General features: G+C 61.9%; 18 protein-coding genes and 3 tRNA genes. 9 read left to right on the forward strand and 12 right to left on the reverse strand.

What is annotated here, in order from left to right:
• Window positions 1–9 precede the first annotated feature (9 nt).
• Both AC0NIE_RS23010 and tuf read right to left on the reverse strand, forming a co-directional pair.
• A complete protein-coding gene (locus tag AC0NIE_RS23010) occupies window positions 10–1155 on the reverse strand; it encodes a COG3904 family protein (RefSeq protein WP_473613683.1) in 1146 nt (381 codons plus the stop codon).
• 248 nt (window positions 1156–1403) lie between these two features.
• A complete protein-coding gene (tuf, locus tag AC0NIE_RS23015) occupies window positions 1404–2579 on the reverse strand; it encodes an elongation factor Tu (protein WP_258117360.1) in 1176 nt (391 codons plus the stop codon).
• 307 nt (window positions 2580–2886) lie between these two features.
• Here tuf and AC0NIE_RS23020 point away from each other — a divergent pair, with 307 nt between their 5' ends.
• Both AC0NIE_RS23020 and AC0NIE_RS23025 read left to right on the forward strand, forming a co-directional pair.
• On the forward strand, window positions 2887–3774 hold the full coding sequence (locus tag AC0NIE_RS23020) for a DMT family transporter (protein ID WP_473488705.1): 888 nt from the start codon (window positions 2887–2889) through the stop codon (window positions 3772–3774).
• A gap of 66 nt (window positions 3775–3840) precedes the next feature.
• Window positions 3841–4290, forward strand: a complete 450-nt coding sequence (locus AC0NIE_RS23025; RefSeq protein WP_473613723.1) for a GFA family protein — start codon at window positions 3841–3843, stop codon at window positions 4288–4290.
• 115 nt (window positions 4291–4405) lie between these two features.
• Here AC0NIE_RS23025 and AC0NIE_RS23030 read toward each other — a convergent pair.
• Window positions 4406–4479 (reverse strand) — tRNA-Gly (locus AC0NIE_RS23030).
• A gap of 71 nt (window positions 4480–4550) precedes the next feature.
• Window positions 4551–4635, reverse strand: a tRNA-Tyr gene (locus AC0NIE_RS23035).
• Between the two features lie 198 nt (window positions 4636–4833).
• Here AC0NIE_RS23035 and AC0NIE_RS23040 point away from each other — a divergent pair.
• Entirely contained in the window at window positions 4834–5691 is an 858-nt protein-coding gene (locus AC0NIE_RS23040) for a TrmH family RNA methyltransferase (protein WP_473488704.1), read from the forward strand.
• Between the two features lie 64 nt (window positions 5692–5755).
• On the opposite strand, the gene AC0NIE_RS23045 is transcribed toward AC0NIE_RS23040, so the two are convergent.
• From AC0NIE_RS23045 to gcl, 3 genes are all read right to left on the reverse strand, one after another.
• Window positions 5756–6649: a 2-hydroxy-3-oxopropionate reductase gene (locus tag AC0NIE_RS23045; protein WP_473488703.1), complete on the reverse strand. Its 894-nt coding sequence runs from the start codon at window positions 6647–6649 to the stop codon at window positions 5756–5758.
• 237 nt (window positions 6650–6886) lie between these two features.
• Complete coding sequence (otnI, locus tag AC0NIE_RS23050) at window positions 6887–7684, reverse strand: 2-oxo-tetronate isomerase (protein WP_473488702.1); 798 nt, start codon at window positions 7682–7684, stop codon at window positions 6887–6889.
• A gap of 89 nt (window positions 7685–7773) precedes the next feature.
• On the reverse strand, window positions 7774–9555 hold the full coding sequence (gene gcl / locus AC0NIE_RS23055; protein WP_473488701.1) for a glyoxylate carboligase: 1782 nt from the start codon (window positions 9553–9555) through the stop codon (window positions 7774–7776).
• A 202-nt stretch (window positions 9556–9757) separates the two neighbouring features.
• Between gcl and bhcR the strand changes: the two genes are divergently transcribed.
• Complete coding sequence (gene bhcR / locus AC0NIE_RS23060) at window positions 9758–10642, forward strand: HTH-type transcriptional regulator BhcR (RefSeq protein WP_473488700.1); 885 nt, start codon at window positions 9758–9760, stop codon at window positions 10640–10642.
• Window positions 10643–10703: 61 nt separating this feature from the next.
• A complete protein-coding gene (locus tag AC0NIE_RS23065) occupies window positions 10704–11198 on the forward strand; it encodes a YbaK/EbsC family protein (protein WP_091591224.1) in 495 nt (164 codons plus the stop codon).
• Here the strand turns inward: AC0NIE_RS23065 and AC0NIE_RS23070 are convergent.
• The 3 genes from AC0NIE_RS23070 to AC0NIE_RS23080 form a co-directional block, all read right to left on the reverse strand.
• The gene (locus tag AC0NIE_RS23070; protein ID WP_473488699.1) at window positions 11166–11492 is read right to left on the reverse strand and encodes a hypothetical protein; all 327 of its coding nucleotides are present in this window, start codon (window positions 11490–11492) and stop codon (window positions 11166–11168) included. The genes AC0NIE_RS23065 and AC0NIE_RS23070 overlap by 33 nt on opposite strands.
• A 200-nt stretch (window positions 11493–11692) precedes the next feature.
• Window positions 11693–12001 carry a BA14K family protein gene (locus tag AC0NIE_RS23075; RefSeq protein ID WP_473488698.1) on the reverse strand — a complete coding sequence of 103 codons (309 nt, stop codon included), beginning with the start codon at window positions 11999–12001 and terminating at the stop codon, window positions 11693–11695.
• A 200-nt stretch (window positions 12002–12201) separates the two neighbouring features.
• Window positions 12202–12369: a hypothetical protein gene (locus tag AC0NIE_RS23080; RefSeq protein WP_473488697.1), complete on the reverse strand. Its 168-nt coding sequence runs from the start codon at window positions 12367–12369 to the stop codon at window positions 12202–12204.
• A 146-nt stretch (window positions 12370–12515) separates the two neighbouring features.
• Between AC0NIE_RS23080 and AC0NIE_RS23085 the strand changes: the two genes are divergently transcribed.
• Window positions 12516–12591: transfer RNA gene (locus AC0NIE_RS23085), tRNA-Thr, on the forward strand.
• 147 nt (window positions 12592–12738) lie between these two features.
• Window positions 12739–12984, forward strand: coding sequence for a hypothetical protein (locus tag AC0NIE_RS23090; protein ID WP_473488696.1), 246 nt, complete (start codon window positions 12739–12741; stop codon window positions 12982–12984).
• 171 nt (window positions 12985–13155) lie between these two features.
• Here the strand turns inward: AC0NIE_RS23090 and AC0NIE_RS23095 are convergent, their stop codons facing one another.
• A complete protein-coding gene (locus AC0NIE_RS23095) occupies window positions 13156–13521 on the reverse strand; it encodes a hypothetical protein (protein WP_473488695.1) in 366 nt (121 codons plus the stop codon).
• 16 nt (window positions 13522–13537) lie between these two features.
• Window positions 13538–14152 (reverse strand): TetR/AcrR family transcriptional regulator, encoded by a 615-nt coding sequence (locus tag AC0NIE_RS23100; RefSeq protein ID WP_473488694.1) that lies wholly within the window; start codon window positions 14150–14152, stop codon window positions 13538–13540.
• 90 nt (window positions 14153–14242) lie between these two features.
• On the opposite strand from AC0NIE_RS23100, the gene AC0NIE_RS23105 reads away from it, so the two are divergent.
• Together AC0NIE_RS23105 and AC0NIE_RS23110 are read left to right on the forward strand one after the other, a co-directional pair.
• Window positions 14243–15349 carry a polyamine ABC transporter substrate-binding protein gene (locus tag AC0NIE_RS23105; protein ID WP_473488693.1) on the forward strand — a complete coding sequence of 369 codons (1107 nt, stop codon included), beginning with the start codon at window positions 14243–14245 and terminating at the stop codon, window positions 15347–15349.
• 13 nt (window positions 15350–15362) lie between these two features.
• Window positions 15363–16208, forward strand: coding sequence for an ABC transporter permease (locus tag AC0NIE_RS23110; protein ID WP_473488692.1), 846 nt, complete (start codon window positions 15363–15365; stop codon window positions 16206–16208).

Consider the following 16208-nt stretch of genomic DNA (forward strand, 5'->3'; position numbering starts at 1 on the left):
CCCGGCTGATCATGGCTTCATATCCGATGATGTGTGCGGGCCACTCGCCACGCCCCAACGCCAAGCCGGCATTGGTTCCATCTCAGGATCACAGGTGGAGCTCGCCCCAGCTACCCGCGATCCCCCTCCGATGCATGCTATGAGGGTTTGCGGGGGATTGCCGTACGACCCTTCGTCGCCCGCCTGCGTGGCCGGCTGAGAAATTAGGACTTGAGCCGGTTGAGAAGGTCCGGCCTTCGCCTCGATCGCTGCCGCCTCGGGCGGCTTGGCATTCGCAGGGATCTCTCTGCAGTTCGCCGGCGCAGGACTCCGCCGGCATTTGCCCGCCCGCGTAAGTATGTCGAGGGAGTCCCTGCTGGTGACCAGCTTCATGGTCAGCATGTCGTCGAGGGCGATCTGCCGGATATCACTGGCGGGCGTGGCCTTCATTACGTCAAGAACGCCCCGGCCGACGCCCATCTCCCTGAGATAGGCCGACAGCCTCCTCTCAAGCGCCTTGCTCATCTCATAGGTCTTGTAGCCGACATTGTCTTGAGTGACGGTTTCTGTGGTGACCTTGTATTTTTTGCCCCGCACAACCCGATAGGTGGTTCGATATTGCCGTGTGGTGCGGAAATGGGTCGTAGTGATCTGATGGACGCCTAGATGGGCCCAACCGCCGACCACGCGTCCGACGCCTCCGGCAAACATCAGCGGACATGCGGAGTTGCACATGGCACCACCGTCGGACGTAATGCCGAAATATGCAGCGCCCTTGCCGTCATTGGCTTGGCAGTCCTTCATCCCCGGCCAACAATCGGAAAACCTGGTTGTACCGACGGCGATATCGAGCTTGTTTTTGCGGATTATTCGACCAAGCTGGAGCGCAGCATCGACATTGCCGCCCGGGGAATTGACGATGATCGGCAGTTTTCGGCGGCCGAGCGTCTTCAATATACGCTTGAGTTTAGCTGGGGTGCCGGCCTCGATTGCGCCTTCTGCCGAAATCCATTCCGGACAATTAGGCTCGCAACCGGTCGCATTGCTGCGCACGACGACGAGTTGCATCTCCGAAAAACCATCTGACGAACTGCCCGGAAGGTACCATGACTTCGGATCCCATGTCTTCGGATCGGAGACATCCTCGGCCTTCGCAGCGAAGCCAGCCATCGCCATGGCGACCACCAGCGCCAGACTAACCAGCCCGCGCCACCACCGTGCCATACTGTCTGAACGGCGTCCCGGAACCACGTTTGGCAAAAGCCCCCTCGATGCAACCTGTACTAGTTGACATGGCGGGGCTTGCAACAGCTTTCGAAATTACGGCGTGCCCGCTTCAACGAGGCCGCCACGCAAGGCTTCAACGAAGAAAGGGCGGCCCGAAAACCGCCCTTCCCTGTCGATCCGGCGGATGCCGGCGTCGATTACTCTTTGATGGTGACGACGATGCCGGCACCGACGGTGCGGCCGCCTTCACGGATGGCGAAGCGCAGCTTCTCTTCCATGGCGATCGGCACGATCAGTTCGACATCGACGGTGATGTTGTCGCCCGGCATCACCATCTCGGTGCCTTCCGGCAGCGACACGATGCCGGTCACGTCGGTCGTGCGGAAATAGAACTGCGGACGGTAATTGGTGAAGAACGGCGTGTGACGGCCACCTTCGTCCTTGGTCAGGATGTAGGCTTCGGCGACGAACTTCTTGTGCGGCTTGACCGTACCGGGCTTGGCCAGAACCTGGCCGCGCTCGACACCTTCGCGGTCGACACCGCGCAGCAGCGCGCCGATGTTGTCGCCGGCCTGGCCCTGGTCGAGCAGCTTGCGGAACATCTCGACGCCCGTGCAGGTCGTCTTGGTGGTCGGACGGATGCCGACGATCTCAAGCTCCTCGCCGACCTTGACCACGCCGCGCTCGACGCGGCCGGTCACCACCGTGCCGCGGCCCGAGATCGAGAACACGTCCTCGATCGGCATCAGGAACGGCTTGTCCAGCGGACGAACCGGCGTCGGGATGTAGTCGTCGACCGCAGCCATCAATTCGCGGATCGAATCCTCGCCGATCTTCTTGTCGGAATCTTCCAAAGCGGCAAGTGCCGAACCCTTGACGATCGGAATGTCGTCGCCGGGGAACTCGTTCTTGGTCAAGAGTTCACGCACCTCGAGCTCGACCAGTTCGAGCAGCTCGGCGTCGTCGACCTGGTCGACCTTGTTCAAAAACACCACGATCGACGGCACGCCGACCTGACGGGCCAGCAGGATGTGCTCGCGGGTCTGCGGCATCGGGCCGTCGGCGGCCGACACCACCAGGATCGCGCCGTCCATCTGCGCGGCACCGGTGATCATGTTCTTCACATAGTCGGCGTGGCCGGGGCAGTCGACATGGGCGTAGTGGCGGGCGGCCGTCTCGTATTCGACATGCGCCGTCGAGATGGTGATGCCGCGCGCCTTCTCTTCGGGCGCCGCATCGATCTGGTCGTAGCGCTTGTATTCGCCAAAATACTTGGTGATCGCCGCCGTCAGCGACGTCTTGCCATGATCGACGTGGCCAATCGTGCCAATGTTCACATGAGGCTTTGTACGCTCGAATTTACCTTTTGCCATAGTCTCTTTCCTTGGACGGCCTGGACCTTCAGTTCAGTCGAATGCGGGGCGATTAGCGACTGCGGCCGAAAAACACAAGTGCCTTGTGGCCGGGGCTTTCTCACCCGGTCTGAACCAATGATCCGGTTTTCGGGGGTGTGGCGCGGATATAGGAACGAACAAGAGGAAATGGTACTGGCGAAGATAGGTTCCGCGGATACCGGCATTCGGTGGATTGGTAATCGCCGCTTCCGCCTGTCTGCCTTGCCGGATTTACAACCGGATCTGGCCCATTGCCGGTGTGACGCCGGTCTGATTTTCTGATCCGATGCATTACATTCCGATCGCCATCCGCGGCCCGCTGTTCATGATCCTGTCGACCGGGTCCTATGTCGCCAACGACACCATGTTGAAGCTCGCGACGGTAGGGCTGCCGCCCTATGAAGTGCTGTTTCTGCGCGGGATGGCGGCAACGCTGTGGGGCATCCCGTTGCTGCTTGCCCTGGGCTACGCCAGGCAGATCCCGCTTATCCTCGACAGGAGAGTGCTACAGAGAAACCTGTTCGAGCTGGCGGCAATCCTTTGCTACGTGGTGGCGCTCGCCAACATGCAGATCGCCGATTCGACCGCCCTGGGGCAGATCACTCCCCTGCTCATGCTGATTGGCTCCGCTGTCCTGTTCGGCGAACGGATCGGGGGGCTGCGCATGGCGCTGATCGGGCTCGGCTTCATCGGCGCGGTGATGGTGGCGCAGCCGACCATGCAGGGCATCTCGGTCTACGCCTTGCTGGCGCTCGGCAATGCGGCATTCGCCGCCGCGCGCGATCTCGCCGGGCGGCGGGTCGCCGCCGACGTGCCTGGCATGATCGTCGCAATTTCCGCAGTGGTGGTGGTGCTGGTCGGCTCAGGCGTCGCGCATCTGATGTCCGAGCGTTGGGTGATGCCCGAGACGCATCATTTGCTGCTGATGGCCGGGGCCGGATTGTTCCTGATCTTCGGCCATTTCTTCATCTTCATGGCCTATCGCGCCGGGCCGACCGGGGTGGTGGCGCCCTTCTACTACTGCTTCACCGTCTGGGCGGTCATTTCGGGGCTGGTGGTGTTCCAGCAATTGCCGAACGCGCTGGCGATCAGCGGCATCCTGCTGGTGGTGGCCAGCGGGCTGACCATCGTGTCGCTCGACGAGCGTAGGCGCCGACTGACCGTCGTCGCATAATTTGGGCAGTGGTGACCAAAACAACGGTTACACCACAAATTTCAACTTGGCCGCTGCCCGCAAAAAATGGAGAAACCTGTGACAAGCGAGGAGAATGCTGGCACCCGCATGCTTGCCGGAAAATGCCTGTGCGGCGCCGTGCAATACGCGGTGGCCGACGAGTTCATCTACGCCGCCGCCAACTGCCACTGCTCGAACTGCCGGCGCACCACCGGTTCGGCCTTCAAGCCGTTTGCCGGCATCGAGCGTGAGAGACTGAGCCTGACCAAGGGCGAGGACAACCTCCTGATCTTTGGCGAGGAGACCGGCCACGACGTGCACTGCAAGACCTGCGGCTCATTGCTCTATTCGGTCGTCCGCGACGGCGCCTTCGTGCACGTCGCCATGGGAACCCTCGTCGACGAGCCGACCATCCGCGCGACCCAGCACATCTTTGTCGGCTCCAAGGCGAAGTGGTTTACGATCGCCGACGACCTGCCTCAATATGAAGAGCATGTCGCCGGAGGCGCCGACTGAAGACCTGGCGATGTGGATGACGGCATTGCCGCTCAGGCACTACAGAACCGCCACAGACAGTGACACGGCGCATTTTCAAGGAAGTTGTTTTTGATAATGACTTCAACAGCATGCTTGGAGCGGGTAGCGGGAATCGAACCCGCATATTCAGCTTGGAAGGCTGCTGCTCTACCACTGAGCTATACCCGCGCCTCTCGCCCGAAAACCGCTATGCACTTTTCGGTCCGATGCTTTGCGTTTCAGGGCTTCCGGGCCGGCAGTGGTGGAGAGGGTTGGATTTGAACCAACGTAGGCATAGCCAACGGATTTACAGTCCGTCCCCTTTAACCACTCGGGCACCTCTCCAGTCTGCCGCCGGAGCCATGCAACGAGGCATCGACGCGTCGCGACCGCGTGAGCAGCCCTTCGCGAAGCGCCTTATGGCGGCAGCGCCCAAAACTGTCAACCGCAACATCCCGGCAAACGCGCTGAATTTCTTGACGACCCGCCGAGCAGGGTATCCGGCTGTATCCATAGACAGACGACACGGCTATAGAACCGGCCATGAGCAACGATAACAAGCCCAAGACCCCGAAAGACACCCACTACGCCAAGCTGCGGCGTGCGCATCGCGACGAGAAAAGCGGCGGCGCGCCGGCGTTCAGGCCGCGCCAGCCGGTGCCGCCAGGAGAGACAGCAGCGGACGGCCTGGTGCGGCTTTATGGCCTGCACACGGTGCGGGCGGCACTCGACAATCCGCGCCGGCAGATCAAGAAGATGCTGGTGACGCGCAACGCCGCCGAGCGGCTGGCGATTGCCGACCTCGCCGCCCTGCCCTTTGAGACAGGGATGGTCGAACCGAAAGACATCGACAAGGTCACCGGCTCCGATGCCGTGCATCAGGGCGTGCTGATCGAAGCCGAGCCGCTAAAACCGAAGCGCCTCGATGCGCTCGGCGATACAACGCTGGTGCTGGTCCTCGACCAGGTTACCGACCCGCATAATGTCGGCGCGATCCTGCGCTCGGCGGTCGCCTTCGGCGCCGGCGCGCTGATCACCACGGCGCGCCACAGCCCGCATGAATCCGGCGTGCTGGCGAAGTCGGCCTCCGGCGCGCTGGAGCATATCGACCAGATCGAGGTAAAGAACCTTGCCGACGCCCTTGGCCAGTTGCACGAGGCCGGGTTCCAGACCATCGGCCTCGATTCCGACGGACCGGCGGAACTCGAGAAGAGTTTTTCGGGAGAAAAGGTCGCATTGGTGCTGGGCGCCGAGGGCAAGGGCCTCCGCCAGAAGACCCGCGAGACGGTGACGACGCTCGCCCGGCTAGAAATGCCCGGCGCGATCCGCTCGCTCAACGTGTCGAACGCCGCCGCGGTGAGCCTTTATGCGGCGAGGAAGTTTCTAGCGAGTAGCGAGTAGCGAGTAGCGAAAGTCGGATCACTGCACCGGTGGGCTAGCAACCCTAGTCGCTATTCCCTACTCGCTATTCGCTTCTACCCACCTCATGCCGAGCCATTCGCTCCAGCGCCCTGACCAGCGCCGAGTGATCCTCCTTGGCGCCGTCATTGGCCGCGCAGGAGTTGAACAATTGCTGCGTCGTCGAAGTGTTGGGCAGCGAAACACCGAGCGTCTTGGCCCCTTCCAGGGCGAGATTAAGATCCTTCTGATGCAATTCGATGCGAAAGCCCGGCGCGAAGCTGCGCTTGATCATGCGCTCGCCATGCACTTCTAGAATGCGCGAGGCCGCGAGCCCGCCCATCAGCGCCTGTCGCACCTTGGCCGGGTCGGCGCCGGCTTTCGACGCAAAAACAAGCGCTTCGGCGACCGCTTCGATGGTCAGCGCGACGACGATCTGGTTGGCGACTTTGGTGGTCTGGCCGACGCTGTTCGGGCCAACCAGCGTGATGTTCTTGCCCATCTTCTCGAATACCGGCCTGGCGCGCTCGAAGGCCTTTTCCTCGCCGCCGACCATGATGGTCAGCGACGCGGCCTTGGCGCCGACCTCGCCGCCCGACACCGGCGCATCGAGATAGTCGCAGCCGAGGTCGTTGATCTTCCTGGCAAAAACCTTGGTCTCGATCGGCGAGATCGAGCTCATGTCGATAACCAGCTTGCCCCCGGTCAAACCCGAGGCGACACCGTTTTCGCCAAACAGCACGTCGGCCACCTCAGGCGTGTCGGGAACCATGGTGATGACGATGTCGGCCGTTTTCGCAACGGCGTGATGGCCGGTGACGGTCTTCAGACCCTTGGCGACGAGATCGGCCGGCGGTTTCGAGCGATGGTCGCTGGCGACAACGGTGTAGCCAGCATCGAGCAGATGCCCCGCCATCGGCGCGCCCATGATGCCGAGGCCGATGAAACCGATGGTGTCCATAGTTTTTCTCCCTGGTATTTTTCCTTGTTAAGACCGCGTTCCTTCGCCCCCCCTCTGGCCTGCCGGCCATCTCCCCCACGGGTGGGGAGATCGGCAGTTTCGGCGTTGGCTTGTAACTTTCTAAACCTCGAAAATTGGCGAAAGCGGCGGTGACATCCAATCTCCCTCCTTGTGTGGGAGATGGCCGGCAGGCCAGAGGGGGGCGCGAAGGAACTCGACTTCAATAATCCTTGACCCCTACGCCGCCGAACTGCCCTTCCCGGCAAACTCCCGGAACCAGCCCAGCCCGGCTTCCGTCCCGGCCTTCGGCTTGTACTCCGCTCCGATCCAACCGGTATAGCCGATGCGGTCGATGTGGTTGTACAGAAAAGGAAAATTGATCTCGCCCGTCCCCGGCTCATGACGGCCGGGATTGTCCGCAAGCTGGATATGCGCGATGCGGTCGAGGTTTGCCTCGATGGTGCGGGCGAGATCCCCCTCCATGATCTGCATGTGATAGATGTCGTATTGCAGGAACAGGTTCTTCGAGCCGAGGCGGTCGATGAGCGCCAGGGCCTGGTCCGAATAGTTCAGGAAGAAGCCCGGAATGTCGCGGGTGTTGATCGGCTCGATCAACAGCCTGATGCCGGCCTGCGCCAGCTTCTCCGCTGCGAAAGCCAGGTTTTCGGCGAAGACATCTTCCAGCACTGAACGCTCGACGCCTCGCGGCGCGATGCCTGCGAGGCAGTTGACCTGTTCGCAACCCAGCGCATGCGCGTAGGTGATCGCCTTGGCGACGCCTTGCCGGAACTCGGGAACACGATCCGGCAACACCGCAATGCCGCGCTCGCCCTTGCCCCAGTCGCCGGCCGGCAGGTTGAAGAGCACTTGCGTCAGGCCGTTTTTCTTCAGCCTCGCCGCAACGACATCGGGCGCATGGTCATAAGGGCCGATATATTCGACACCGCTAAAGCCGGCGCGGGCGGCGGCATCGAAGCGGTCGAGGAAATCGTGCTCGCCAAAGAGCATCGAGAGATTGGCTGAAAAACGCGGCATCTTGTTTCTCCTTGTTTCTCCTTGTTTTCGCCCGGCCCAAGCTGTGGTGAGATCAGGTCAGGCCGGCATCACGTGAATATCAGCGCAGCTTAATCGAGCATGACGATCGCCGTGGGGGCGTCTTCATGGTGTTCGGCAAGCTCCTCGAACTCGGTGATCTCATCGATTTCCGTGCCCATCGAAATGTTGGTGACGCGCTCTAAGATGAATTCAAGCACGACGGGAACCTGGTGATCCTTCATCAGGCGCTGCGCCTGCTTGAACGCGCCGGCGAATTCCTCCGGCCTGCGCACCCGGACCGCCTTGCAGCCCATGGCCTCGGCGACAGCAACATGGTCGACGCCATAGCCAGCCTCGGGATCGTCTTTGCGGTTGACGTTCTCGAAGGCGAGGCTGACCTCGAAATCCATCGAAAAGCCGCGCTGCGCCTGGCGGATCAGGCCGAGATAGGCATTGTTCACCACGACATGGATATAGGGCAATTTGTGCTGCGCGCCGGCCGCCAGTTCCTCGATCATGAACTGGAAATCATAGTCGCCGGAAAGCGCGACGATGTTTCGCTGCGGATCGGCGGCGCGAACGCCAAGTGCGGCCGGCAGCGTCCAGCCGAGCGGACCGGCCTGGCCGCAATTGATCCAGTTGCGCGGCTTATAGACATGCAGGAACTGCGCGCCGGCGATCTGCGAAAGCCCGATCGTGGTGACATAGGTGGTATCGCGGCCAAATGCCTTGTTCATCTCCTCGTAGACGCGCTGCGGCTTCAGCGGCACCTGGTCGAAATGCGTCTTGCGCTTCATCGTCTTCTTGCGGCCCTGGCATTCTCTGGCCCAGCCCGACCAGTCGCGCAGTTTCCGCGCCGTCTTCCATTCGGTGGCGACGTCGAGCAGCATTTTCAGTGCCGCACCGGCATCCGAGACGACACCGAGATCCGGCGCGAAGACACGGCCGATCTGGGTCGGCTCGATGTCGACATGGATGAATTTTTTGCCCTTGGTGTAGACGTCGACCGAGCCGGTATGGCGGTTGGCCCAGCGGTTGCCGATGCCGAAGACGAAGTCGGCCTCTAGCATCGTCGCGTTGCCGTAGCGATGCGACGTCTGCAGCCCGCACAAGCCGGCCATCAGCCGGTGGTCGTCGGGAATCGCGCCCCAGCCCATCAGCGTCGGGATCACGGGCACGCCGGTGACTTCGGCGAACTCGATCAGCAGATCCGAGGCATCGGCGTTGATGATGCCGCCGCCGGCAACGATGACAGGCTTTTCGGCCGCGTTGAGCATCGCCAAGGCTTTCTCAGCCTGGCTGCGTGACATTGCCGGCTTGAACGGCACCAGCGGCTCATAAGCATCGATGTCGAACTCGATCTCGGCCAGTTGCACATCGACCGGCAGGTCGATCAGCACCGGACCGGGCCGCGACGAGCGCATCAGGTGGAACGCCTTCTGCAGCGCCATCGGCACGAGGTAGGGTTCCATGACGGTGACCGCCCATTTGGCGACCGGTGCGGCAATGGCGGCGATGTCGACGGCCTGGAAATCCTCCTTGTTGAGACGCGCCCGCGGCGCCTGGCCGGTGATGCAGAGGATCGGGATGGAATCGGCCGCGGCCGAATAGAGACCGGTGATCATGTCGGTGCCGGCCGGGCCTGAAGTGCCGATGCACAGGCCAATATTGCCTGACTTGGCGCGGGTATACCCTTCGGCCATGTGCGATGCCGCCTCGACATGGCGTGCAAGGATGTGACGGATCGTACCCCTCGCCTTTACCGCCGAATAGAACGGGTTGATCGCCGCACCCGGCACGCCGAAGGCGCAGGAAATGCCTTCCTTTTCGAGAACGAGAACCGCTGCGTCGACCGCGCGCATCCTGGCCATGTCAGCCTCCACGGAATTTGTTGCTGGCCGAGAATGCCAGTGCGCCGGCTATTTTTCAATTTTTTCAAAATATTTTTTCATTTCGAAGAACCGGCGACTACATTCTGATTTCATTGTGTTTTCCGTTTTCCATAAAACTGCCTGGCAAATTGGTGAAAAACTTTTTCATTGCGCATTTGGCGAAATCGGCAAGAATGCCGCCATGGAAACCACCGAAAAACGCCAGCGCGGGCGGCCGCGTGCCTTCCACGGTCCGTCAGGCGCCGCTTCGGTGCAGTCGCTCGACCGGGCGCTGCGCATCCTCGCCATCGTCGCCGACGGCAGCGGTCTGTCGCTGAGCGAGGTCGCCGCGCAGAGCGGCCTCCCCGCCTCCACCGCCTACCGCATGCTGACGACGCTGGAAAACCACGGCATGGTCGAGTTCGACGGCACCGACCAGCTCTGGTCGATCGGCGTCGAGACCTATCGCATGGGCGCGGCATTCCTGCGCCGCCGCAAACTGGTCGACCGCGCCCGCACCGTCATGCAGGAACTGATGGAGAAAACCGGCGAGACCGCCAATCTCGGCGTCGCCGAGGACGATTGCGTCGTCTTCGTCAGCCAGGTCGAGACGCATCAGGCGATCCGCGCCTTCTTCCGGCCGGGCACGCGCAGTTCCTTCCATGCGTCGGGCATCGGCAAGGCGGTGCTGGCGCATCTCGAGCCAGAGCGCGTCGGCGCCATCCTGCGCCGGGCCGGGCTGGAGCGCTTCACCGAAAAGACGCTGTCCGACATCTCGGCGCTGGCCCGCGACCTGGCGACGATCAAGCTGCGCGGCTGGTCGGTCGACGACGAGGAGCGGCATCCCGGCATGCGCTGCGTGGCCGCCGCGATCTTCAACGAGTTCGGCGAGCCGATCGGCGGGGTTTCGGTTTCGGGACCGACAGTGCGGGTGACGCCGGAGCGGCTGGTCGAGATCGGCCCCCTGGTGCGCGAAGCCGCAACGGAAATAACCAGGATGATTGGTGGTCTGCCGCCCCCTTCTTCACCAAGCCGCGCCGCCGGACCGGGTTCACTCTTCGAGATTGGCGCTACGCGCTCACCTTGACAGCCGCCCGGCTACGGCCAAGTTTGCGTCCACCTTCCGCCAGCCGACGCCCGAAAGACGCATGAGCCTCCAATCCGTCAAAGCCTTCTTCGCCGAGTATGCCCCCGACATCGAGGTGATCGAAACGCCGACAAGCTCGGCGACCGTCGCGCTCGCGGCCGAGGCGCACGGCGTCGAGCCGGGGCAGATCGCCAAGACCATCTGCCTGCGCGTCGGTGACCGGGTCATGCTGGTCGTCGCCCGCGGCGACGCGCGCATCGACAATCGCAAATCGCGCGATGCATTCGGCGGCAAGCCGCGCATGCTCGATGCCGAGCAGGTGGCCGAAATCACTGGCCATCCGATTGGCGGCGTCTGCCCCTTCGGCCTCGCCTCGCCGTTGCCGGTCTATTGCGACGTATCGCTGCGCGCCTACGATCAGGTCGTGCCAGCGGCCGGCGCAACCAATGCAGCGGTGAAAATAGGCGTCGAGCGCATGGCGGCGCTGACCGGCGCCGAATGGTGCGACATCTGTCAGGATGAGCTAGGCCCCGGGCACCGCGCTCTTGGTCGATAGGTCGTAGAAATCAAGCAGCATCGCCAGCCCAACTCCGCAGGCGGTGAAGATGAGGCCGGCGATGAAGATGCGGGTGGCGCGTTCATAGACGCGTCGCTGTAGAGACGTTGTGTCGAGCAGCAACCGCAGCGCTCGTATCTGCAAGGCAATGCCTATCAAAATCGGCACGACGGCTGCCAGGTGATAGATTTCCCAAGGGAGCGGGTTGGCGGCCCAATGCGTGATGAAGCCCAGCGAGAAAGCCCAGTAGAATGCCGACGGTGGTGATCGTGCCGTTGCGGAAATCCGTCTCAATCTGCTCTTCCTTGGGTTCGTGCTCGTCCAAGCGTCCCTCTCCCTCTGGTGCCTTCACCGCCAGACTAAGCTGTCGAAAAATCCCTGTACATCCCTCGCTGGAACCGGTTGCGGTGCCGGGCTCAATTTTGCAACCCAGACAGCTGAAAAAGGGGCAGTGGGTGCCCCTTTTTCCCTTGCCTGAAACGGTTCACCTCCCCTCAAAGCCGGCAGCGGTGACGATAGCCGTCGTAGCCGACATAGGTGTCCGAGTACGGATCGTAACTCTGATAGCGGTTGAGGCAGCGCCGGACGTGCCATGAGCCGCCATTTTCCTCGATATAGACGGTGCGCGGCTGGGCGAGCGCGCTGCCGAGCAGGAAGCCGCCGACGCCGGCGGCGATGCCGATGCCAAGGTGCTTGTTGTGATGGTGCTTGTGATGGGCGGCCGAAGGCTGAACGGTGCCGGCCAGCATGGCGGCGGCGACAGTGGTGGCGATGAGGCCGGAAACGATGGTGCGCTTGAACATGACGATCTCCTTGCTGCGTTGTCTGAGAGGCGATCCATCCCGCCTCTTGACCATCAGTCGTTGCAGCAAGGAAAAAGGTTCGACGGTTTTTTTGGATTTTTTCAAAAGCGCAAAAGCGGCCGAACTGAACAGGTTTGCAGTCAGGCGCGCAAATTACGACCGGCGAGAGCGCCGATCGACAGTCGCACCGGCGGGAGGCCTCAGCCCATGCCGGTGATATGGCGCAGCCAGAAGGCAAGCGCGATGAAGCCGATAATGGTGGTGACGCCGGTCCAGTCGACGTTAGCGCCCTTCAAATCCTTGATGAGCTTCACCAGCAGAATCCAGGCCACGACGACGACCAGGGCAATGACGACAAGTCTCACCATGCGACACCCTCGCCTATGCGATTGCACCTTCGATCAATATAGGAGGCGAATTGGCCGTTTTCAGGATGCCCGCGCCGGCAGCTCCGGCGCGTTCAAACGGAGTTTTGTCTTTACTGGCACAACAAATATGCTAACCGGAGGGCCGTGCCCTTGTAGCTCAGCTGGTAGAGCAGCGGTTTTGTAAACCGAAGGTCGGCGGTTCGATTCCGTCCGGGGGCACCAGTAAACAACAGCACGGGCTGGCGATATCTGCTCATCCCCGATTTCCACAGGCCGGGGCCGTCGGGATCGGTAGCATATCAGGTCCAACGCATATATTCCCATAGCGGAACGACAGGTATTCCCTGGCGGTAACCATAGGAGTCGCCGTTGGAGCAGAAACGCACGATCGCACCTTTTATTGGTGGCATGTATGGCAGCCTTGCTGCCCTCGCGTTGGCGCTCGGTTTCCGCTTCCTGCTAATTCACGATCCTGATCCGACCTCGCAAGCAACGATAACCCTTTCAGGGCTGGCCTTTTCGATTTGTTTCAGCCTGACCTTCCTCCGCGAGCATCGACGCCAAATCGCTGCCGCGAGAGAATTTCTCGGCCGTCCAAGATCGTATCGGGACTAATCTCCCGCGTTCTGCAACGCAAAGCGCCCATGCCCTCCCCAGGTCCTCCGGGTCGTGCCCAGGGAATCAGAACCAATGGAAGCACCAGGGATGCAGACCGGCCGGCATCTCCTGCTCCCGGCCATTCTAATGCCATTCGATTAAAATGCGCCTGTGTATATTAGCAATCGCTCAATTTAGCGCGCCGACAATGTCTGTGCGGTGGGCTAAACAACGGGTGGTGTTATGCGAAGCGACTTCGCTGCAGCGCGCGAGCTCTTGGAGTGTGCCCAAAACCGGCTCTGCGGCATGGACGAAACGAGCCAACGCGTCGGCGAGGCACTCGACTCCCTGATTGAAGAAATAGCCATCGCGGAATTCCGCAAGGCGCCATTGACCGTCGTGCCGTTTCCGCGTGCGCGGCCGCCAAGGCATGCCCGGTAAACCGCCGATCGCGCCGATATGGGAAGTCAGCAGCGGGAGTGCTCCACGCACCACCGGCTGAATTGAACCGGCGCGATTGCGGCTTAGCGGCGTCCGGGCCACCAGAAGTCCCATCGGGAGATCCCGCCCCTCACACCGCGATCGCCGCCACCAGAATCCGGTTCTGCCGGCGTATCGCGGCGCGCAATTCGGCAATTCTGGCGCCGTCGCGCTTCACGAACTCGATGAACATCATGTTCATGTTGTTGAACACCAGTTCGCCCAAGGCGTGTCCATCGATATCCCGGCGCACCAGGCCGAGCCCCTGCAGCCGGGCGATCAGCGCGCGGATCTGCTCGGTCAGCGCCCGGTCTAGCGCGGTATAGGCCTGGCCGAACGGGCTGTCGGGCAGTTGAGTCGAGATCGCCATCGCCTGCCGCCACATCTCCTTGCTGAGATAATGCAGCGAATGCTCGATATAGATGCCGAGCAGCGTATCGAGCGCATCTCCGACATTGGCCGGCGGGTTGGCGACGACGCCCTGCCCGGCATTGAGCACCTCGTTGACCTCCATCGAGACGATGGCGCCGAGGATATCGCCCTTGTTCTGGTAATAGTTGTAGATCGTGCCGACCGAGACCTCGGCCTGAGCTGCGATGGTCTCGATCTTGGCGCCTTCATAGCCGGCATCGCGAAAAAGCTCCGCCGCCGCCTCGATGATACGGCGATGCCGATCCGCCTTTTGCCTTGCCCGCAATCCGCTCATATCGGCTATTTGCCATAAAAACAGAATTGACTCAATTTTTGAATTGGTTCAATTTTTGCCACAAGCCAAAAAGGCAAGGGAGAACACTCGATGCGCATTCACCTGACGACCCCGAATCCAACTGCCAAGAATCCGCTTTCCGTTCTGAAGAGCCATCTCCACGCCGCTTGTGCTGCGACAGCACTGCTGCTGGCGACGGGCAGCTTCGCTCAGGCTGCGGATCTCAACGCTCTGATCTGGTGCGATCACGCCGACCCGGCGCTGCTGCAGCCTTTCGAGGAGGCCAATGGCGTCAAGGTCAATGTCAAGGAGTTCGAGGGCACCGGCGCCGGTATGGCGATTGTCGAACAGTCGCAACCCGGCGACTGGGATGTGATGGTGATCGACAGCATCGACATACCGCGCGGCGTCGAAAAGGGCCTGTTCGAGCCGCTGCCGGAAGACAAACTGCCGCTGGCCGACCTCTTTCCCCAAGTGAAGATGGACAGTTCCACCGTGGTCGACGGCAAGCGCTACGGCATCACCGAAAAATTCGGCTACAACACCATCGGCTACAACAAGACCAAGGTCGATCCGGCCGACATGCAGTCGCTGGCCGCGCTGACCGGCGACAAGTACAAGGGCAAGATCGCCATCTATGACTACTATCTGCCGGTCATCGGCATGGCAGCACTGGCGATCGGCAAGAAGACCGCCGAACTGACCGAGGCCGACCTTCCCGCCATCAAGGAAGAGCTGCTCAAGATGAAGGCCAACGCCAAGCTGGTCGGCGAGGTGACCGCCAGCCAGACGGCGCTGGCGACCGGCGAGGTCGACATTCTGGTCGGCGGCGGCGAGTGGGTGACGGCCGGGCTGGCCAAGGAGAACCCAGCCCTCGACTTCTCCATCCCTAAAGAAGGTGCTGTGCTGTGGTCGCAGTCGCTGGCCATGTTCAAGGATTCCAAAAACAAGGACATGGCGCTGAAGTTCATCCAGTACATTATGAGCCCTGAAGGCCAGGCGCGGCTTGCGACCTCTGCCTGCTATTGGGGTATGCCGGCGAACACCAAGGCGGCGCTGAGCGACGAGCAGAAGAAGATCCTGCGCTTCGACGAGCAGCCGGATTTCCTCGCCCGCGCCCAGCCCTACCCGGCGCCGAACGCCGATCTCGACAAGAAAATGCAGGACGTCTGGACCGAAATGCTGCAGGCGCAGTGACCGGTCGCCGGTCGTGAGCGCTACTGGAAACACCGGGCGTGCCCTGCCCTGGGCGCTGGTCACGCCGGCGCTCGGCTGGACGCTGCTGTTCTTCGTGCTGCCTTTTCTGGCCATGGGGTTTTCCAGCCTTACGGCGCATGACGGCGGCGGCTTCACCCTGTCCAACTACAGCCAGTTCTTCAACAATCCGGCCTATTGGCAGGCGATGGTGAACTCGCTGCAGGTCACCGCCATCGTCACAGTGATTTCGGTGCTGCTCGCCTACCCCTTCGCCTGGATCCTGGCCGAACAGGTGCCGGAGCGCTGGCAGCGGCTGGCGCTGATGCTGGCGGTGCTGCCGTTCTGGACCTCCTATGTCGTGCGCTCCTATTCCTGGCTTCTGGTGCTGGCGCAGAACGGCGTGATCAACCGTGCGCTGACCGGCTCCGGCCTGTTCAGCGAGCCGCTGCAGCTCGCCAACACACGGCTGGCCACGATCACTGGCTTCGTCCATTTCTTCGTCATGCTGTTGACGCTGACGATCTTCGCCAATCTGAAGCAGCTCAGCCCGAGCTACCGCAAAGCCGCCGCCGATCTCGGCGCCGGGCCGGTGCGCACGTTCCTGCATGTCGTCCTGCCGCTGACCTTGCCCGGCATCATGGTCGGCGCCTTTCTCACCTTCGTGCTGTGCATCGGCGACTACATCACGCCGCAGATCCTGGGCGGTAACAACGAGCTTTTGATGCCGCAGCTGGTGATGATCCAGATCGGCCGGCGCGGCGATTTTCCGCTCGCCTCGGCGCTGTCGATCATCCTGATGGCGGTTGTCACTGTCGCCTATCTCGCCTGCGCCCGCTGGCTGAAGATCGAGCGGGCCTGA

Source organism: Mesorhizobium sp. WSM4842, from assembly GCF_055901575.1.

Bases quoted from the DNA above. Each gene is read 5' to 3' on its own strand.
- AC0NIE_RS23045 (WP_473488703.1), bottom strand. From the start codon at position 6,649: ATGGACACCATCGGTTTCATCGGCCTCGGCATCATGGGCGCGCCGATG.
- AC0NIE_RS23065 (WP_091591224.1), top strand. From the start codon at position 10,704: ATGAGCCTCCAATCCGTCAAAGCCTTCTTCGCCGAGTATGCCCCCGAC.
- otnI (WP_473488702.1), bottom strand. From the start codon at position 7,684: ATGCCGCGTTTTTCAGCCAATCTCTCGATGCTCTTTGGCGAGCACGAT.
- gcl (WP_473488701.1), bottom strand. From the start codon at position 9,555: ATGGCCAGGATGCGCGCGGTCGACGCAGCGGTTCTCGTTCTCGAAAAG.
- AC0NIE_RS23100 (WP_473488694.1), bottom strand. From the start codon at position 14,152: ATGAGCGGATTGCGGGCAAGGCAAAAGGCGGATCGGCATCGCCGTATC.
- AC0NIE_RS23075 (WP_473488698.1), bottom strand. From the start codon at position 12,001: ATGTTCAAGCGCACCATCGTTTCCGGCCTCATCGCCACCACTGTCGCC.
- AC0NIE_RS23020 (WP_473488705.1), top strand. From the start codon at position 2,887: ATGCATTACATTCCGATCGCCATCCGCGGCCCGCTGTTCATGATCCTG.
- bhcR (WP_473488700.1), top strand. From the start codon at position 9,758: ATGGAAACCACCGAAAAACGCCAGCGCGGGCGGCCGCGTGCCTTCCAC.
- AC0NIE_RS23010 (WP_473613683.1), bottom strand. From the start codon at position 1,155: ATGGCGATGGCTGGCTTCGCTGCGAAGGCCGAGGATGTCTCCGATCCG.
- AC0NIE_RS23025 (WP_473613723.1), top strand. From the start codon at position 3,841: ATGGAGAAACCTGTGACAAGCGAGGAGAATGCTGGCACCCGCATGCTT.
- AC0NIE_RS23095 (WP_473488695.1), bottom strand. From the start codon at position 13,521: ATGGGACTTCTGGTGGCCCGGACGCCGCTAAGCCGCAATCGCGCCGGT.
- AC0NIE_RS23105 (WP_473488693.1), top strand. From the start codon at position 14,243: ATGCGCATTCACCTGACGACCCCGAATCCAACTGCCAAGAATCCGCTT.
- AC0NIE_RS23040 (WP_473488704.1), top strand. From the start codon at position 4,834: ATGAGCAACGATAACAAGCCCAAGACCCCGAAAGACACCCACTACGCC.
- AC0NIE_RS23080 (WP_473488697.1), bottom strand. From the start codon at position 12,369: ATGGTGAGACTTGTCGTCATTGCCCTGGTCGTCGTCGTGGCCTGGATT.
- tuf (WP_258117360.1), bottom strand. From the start codon at position 2,579: ATGGCAAAAGGTAAATTCGAGCGTACAAAGCCTCATGTGAACATTGGC.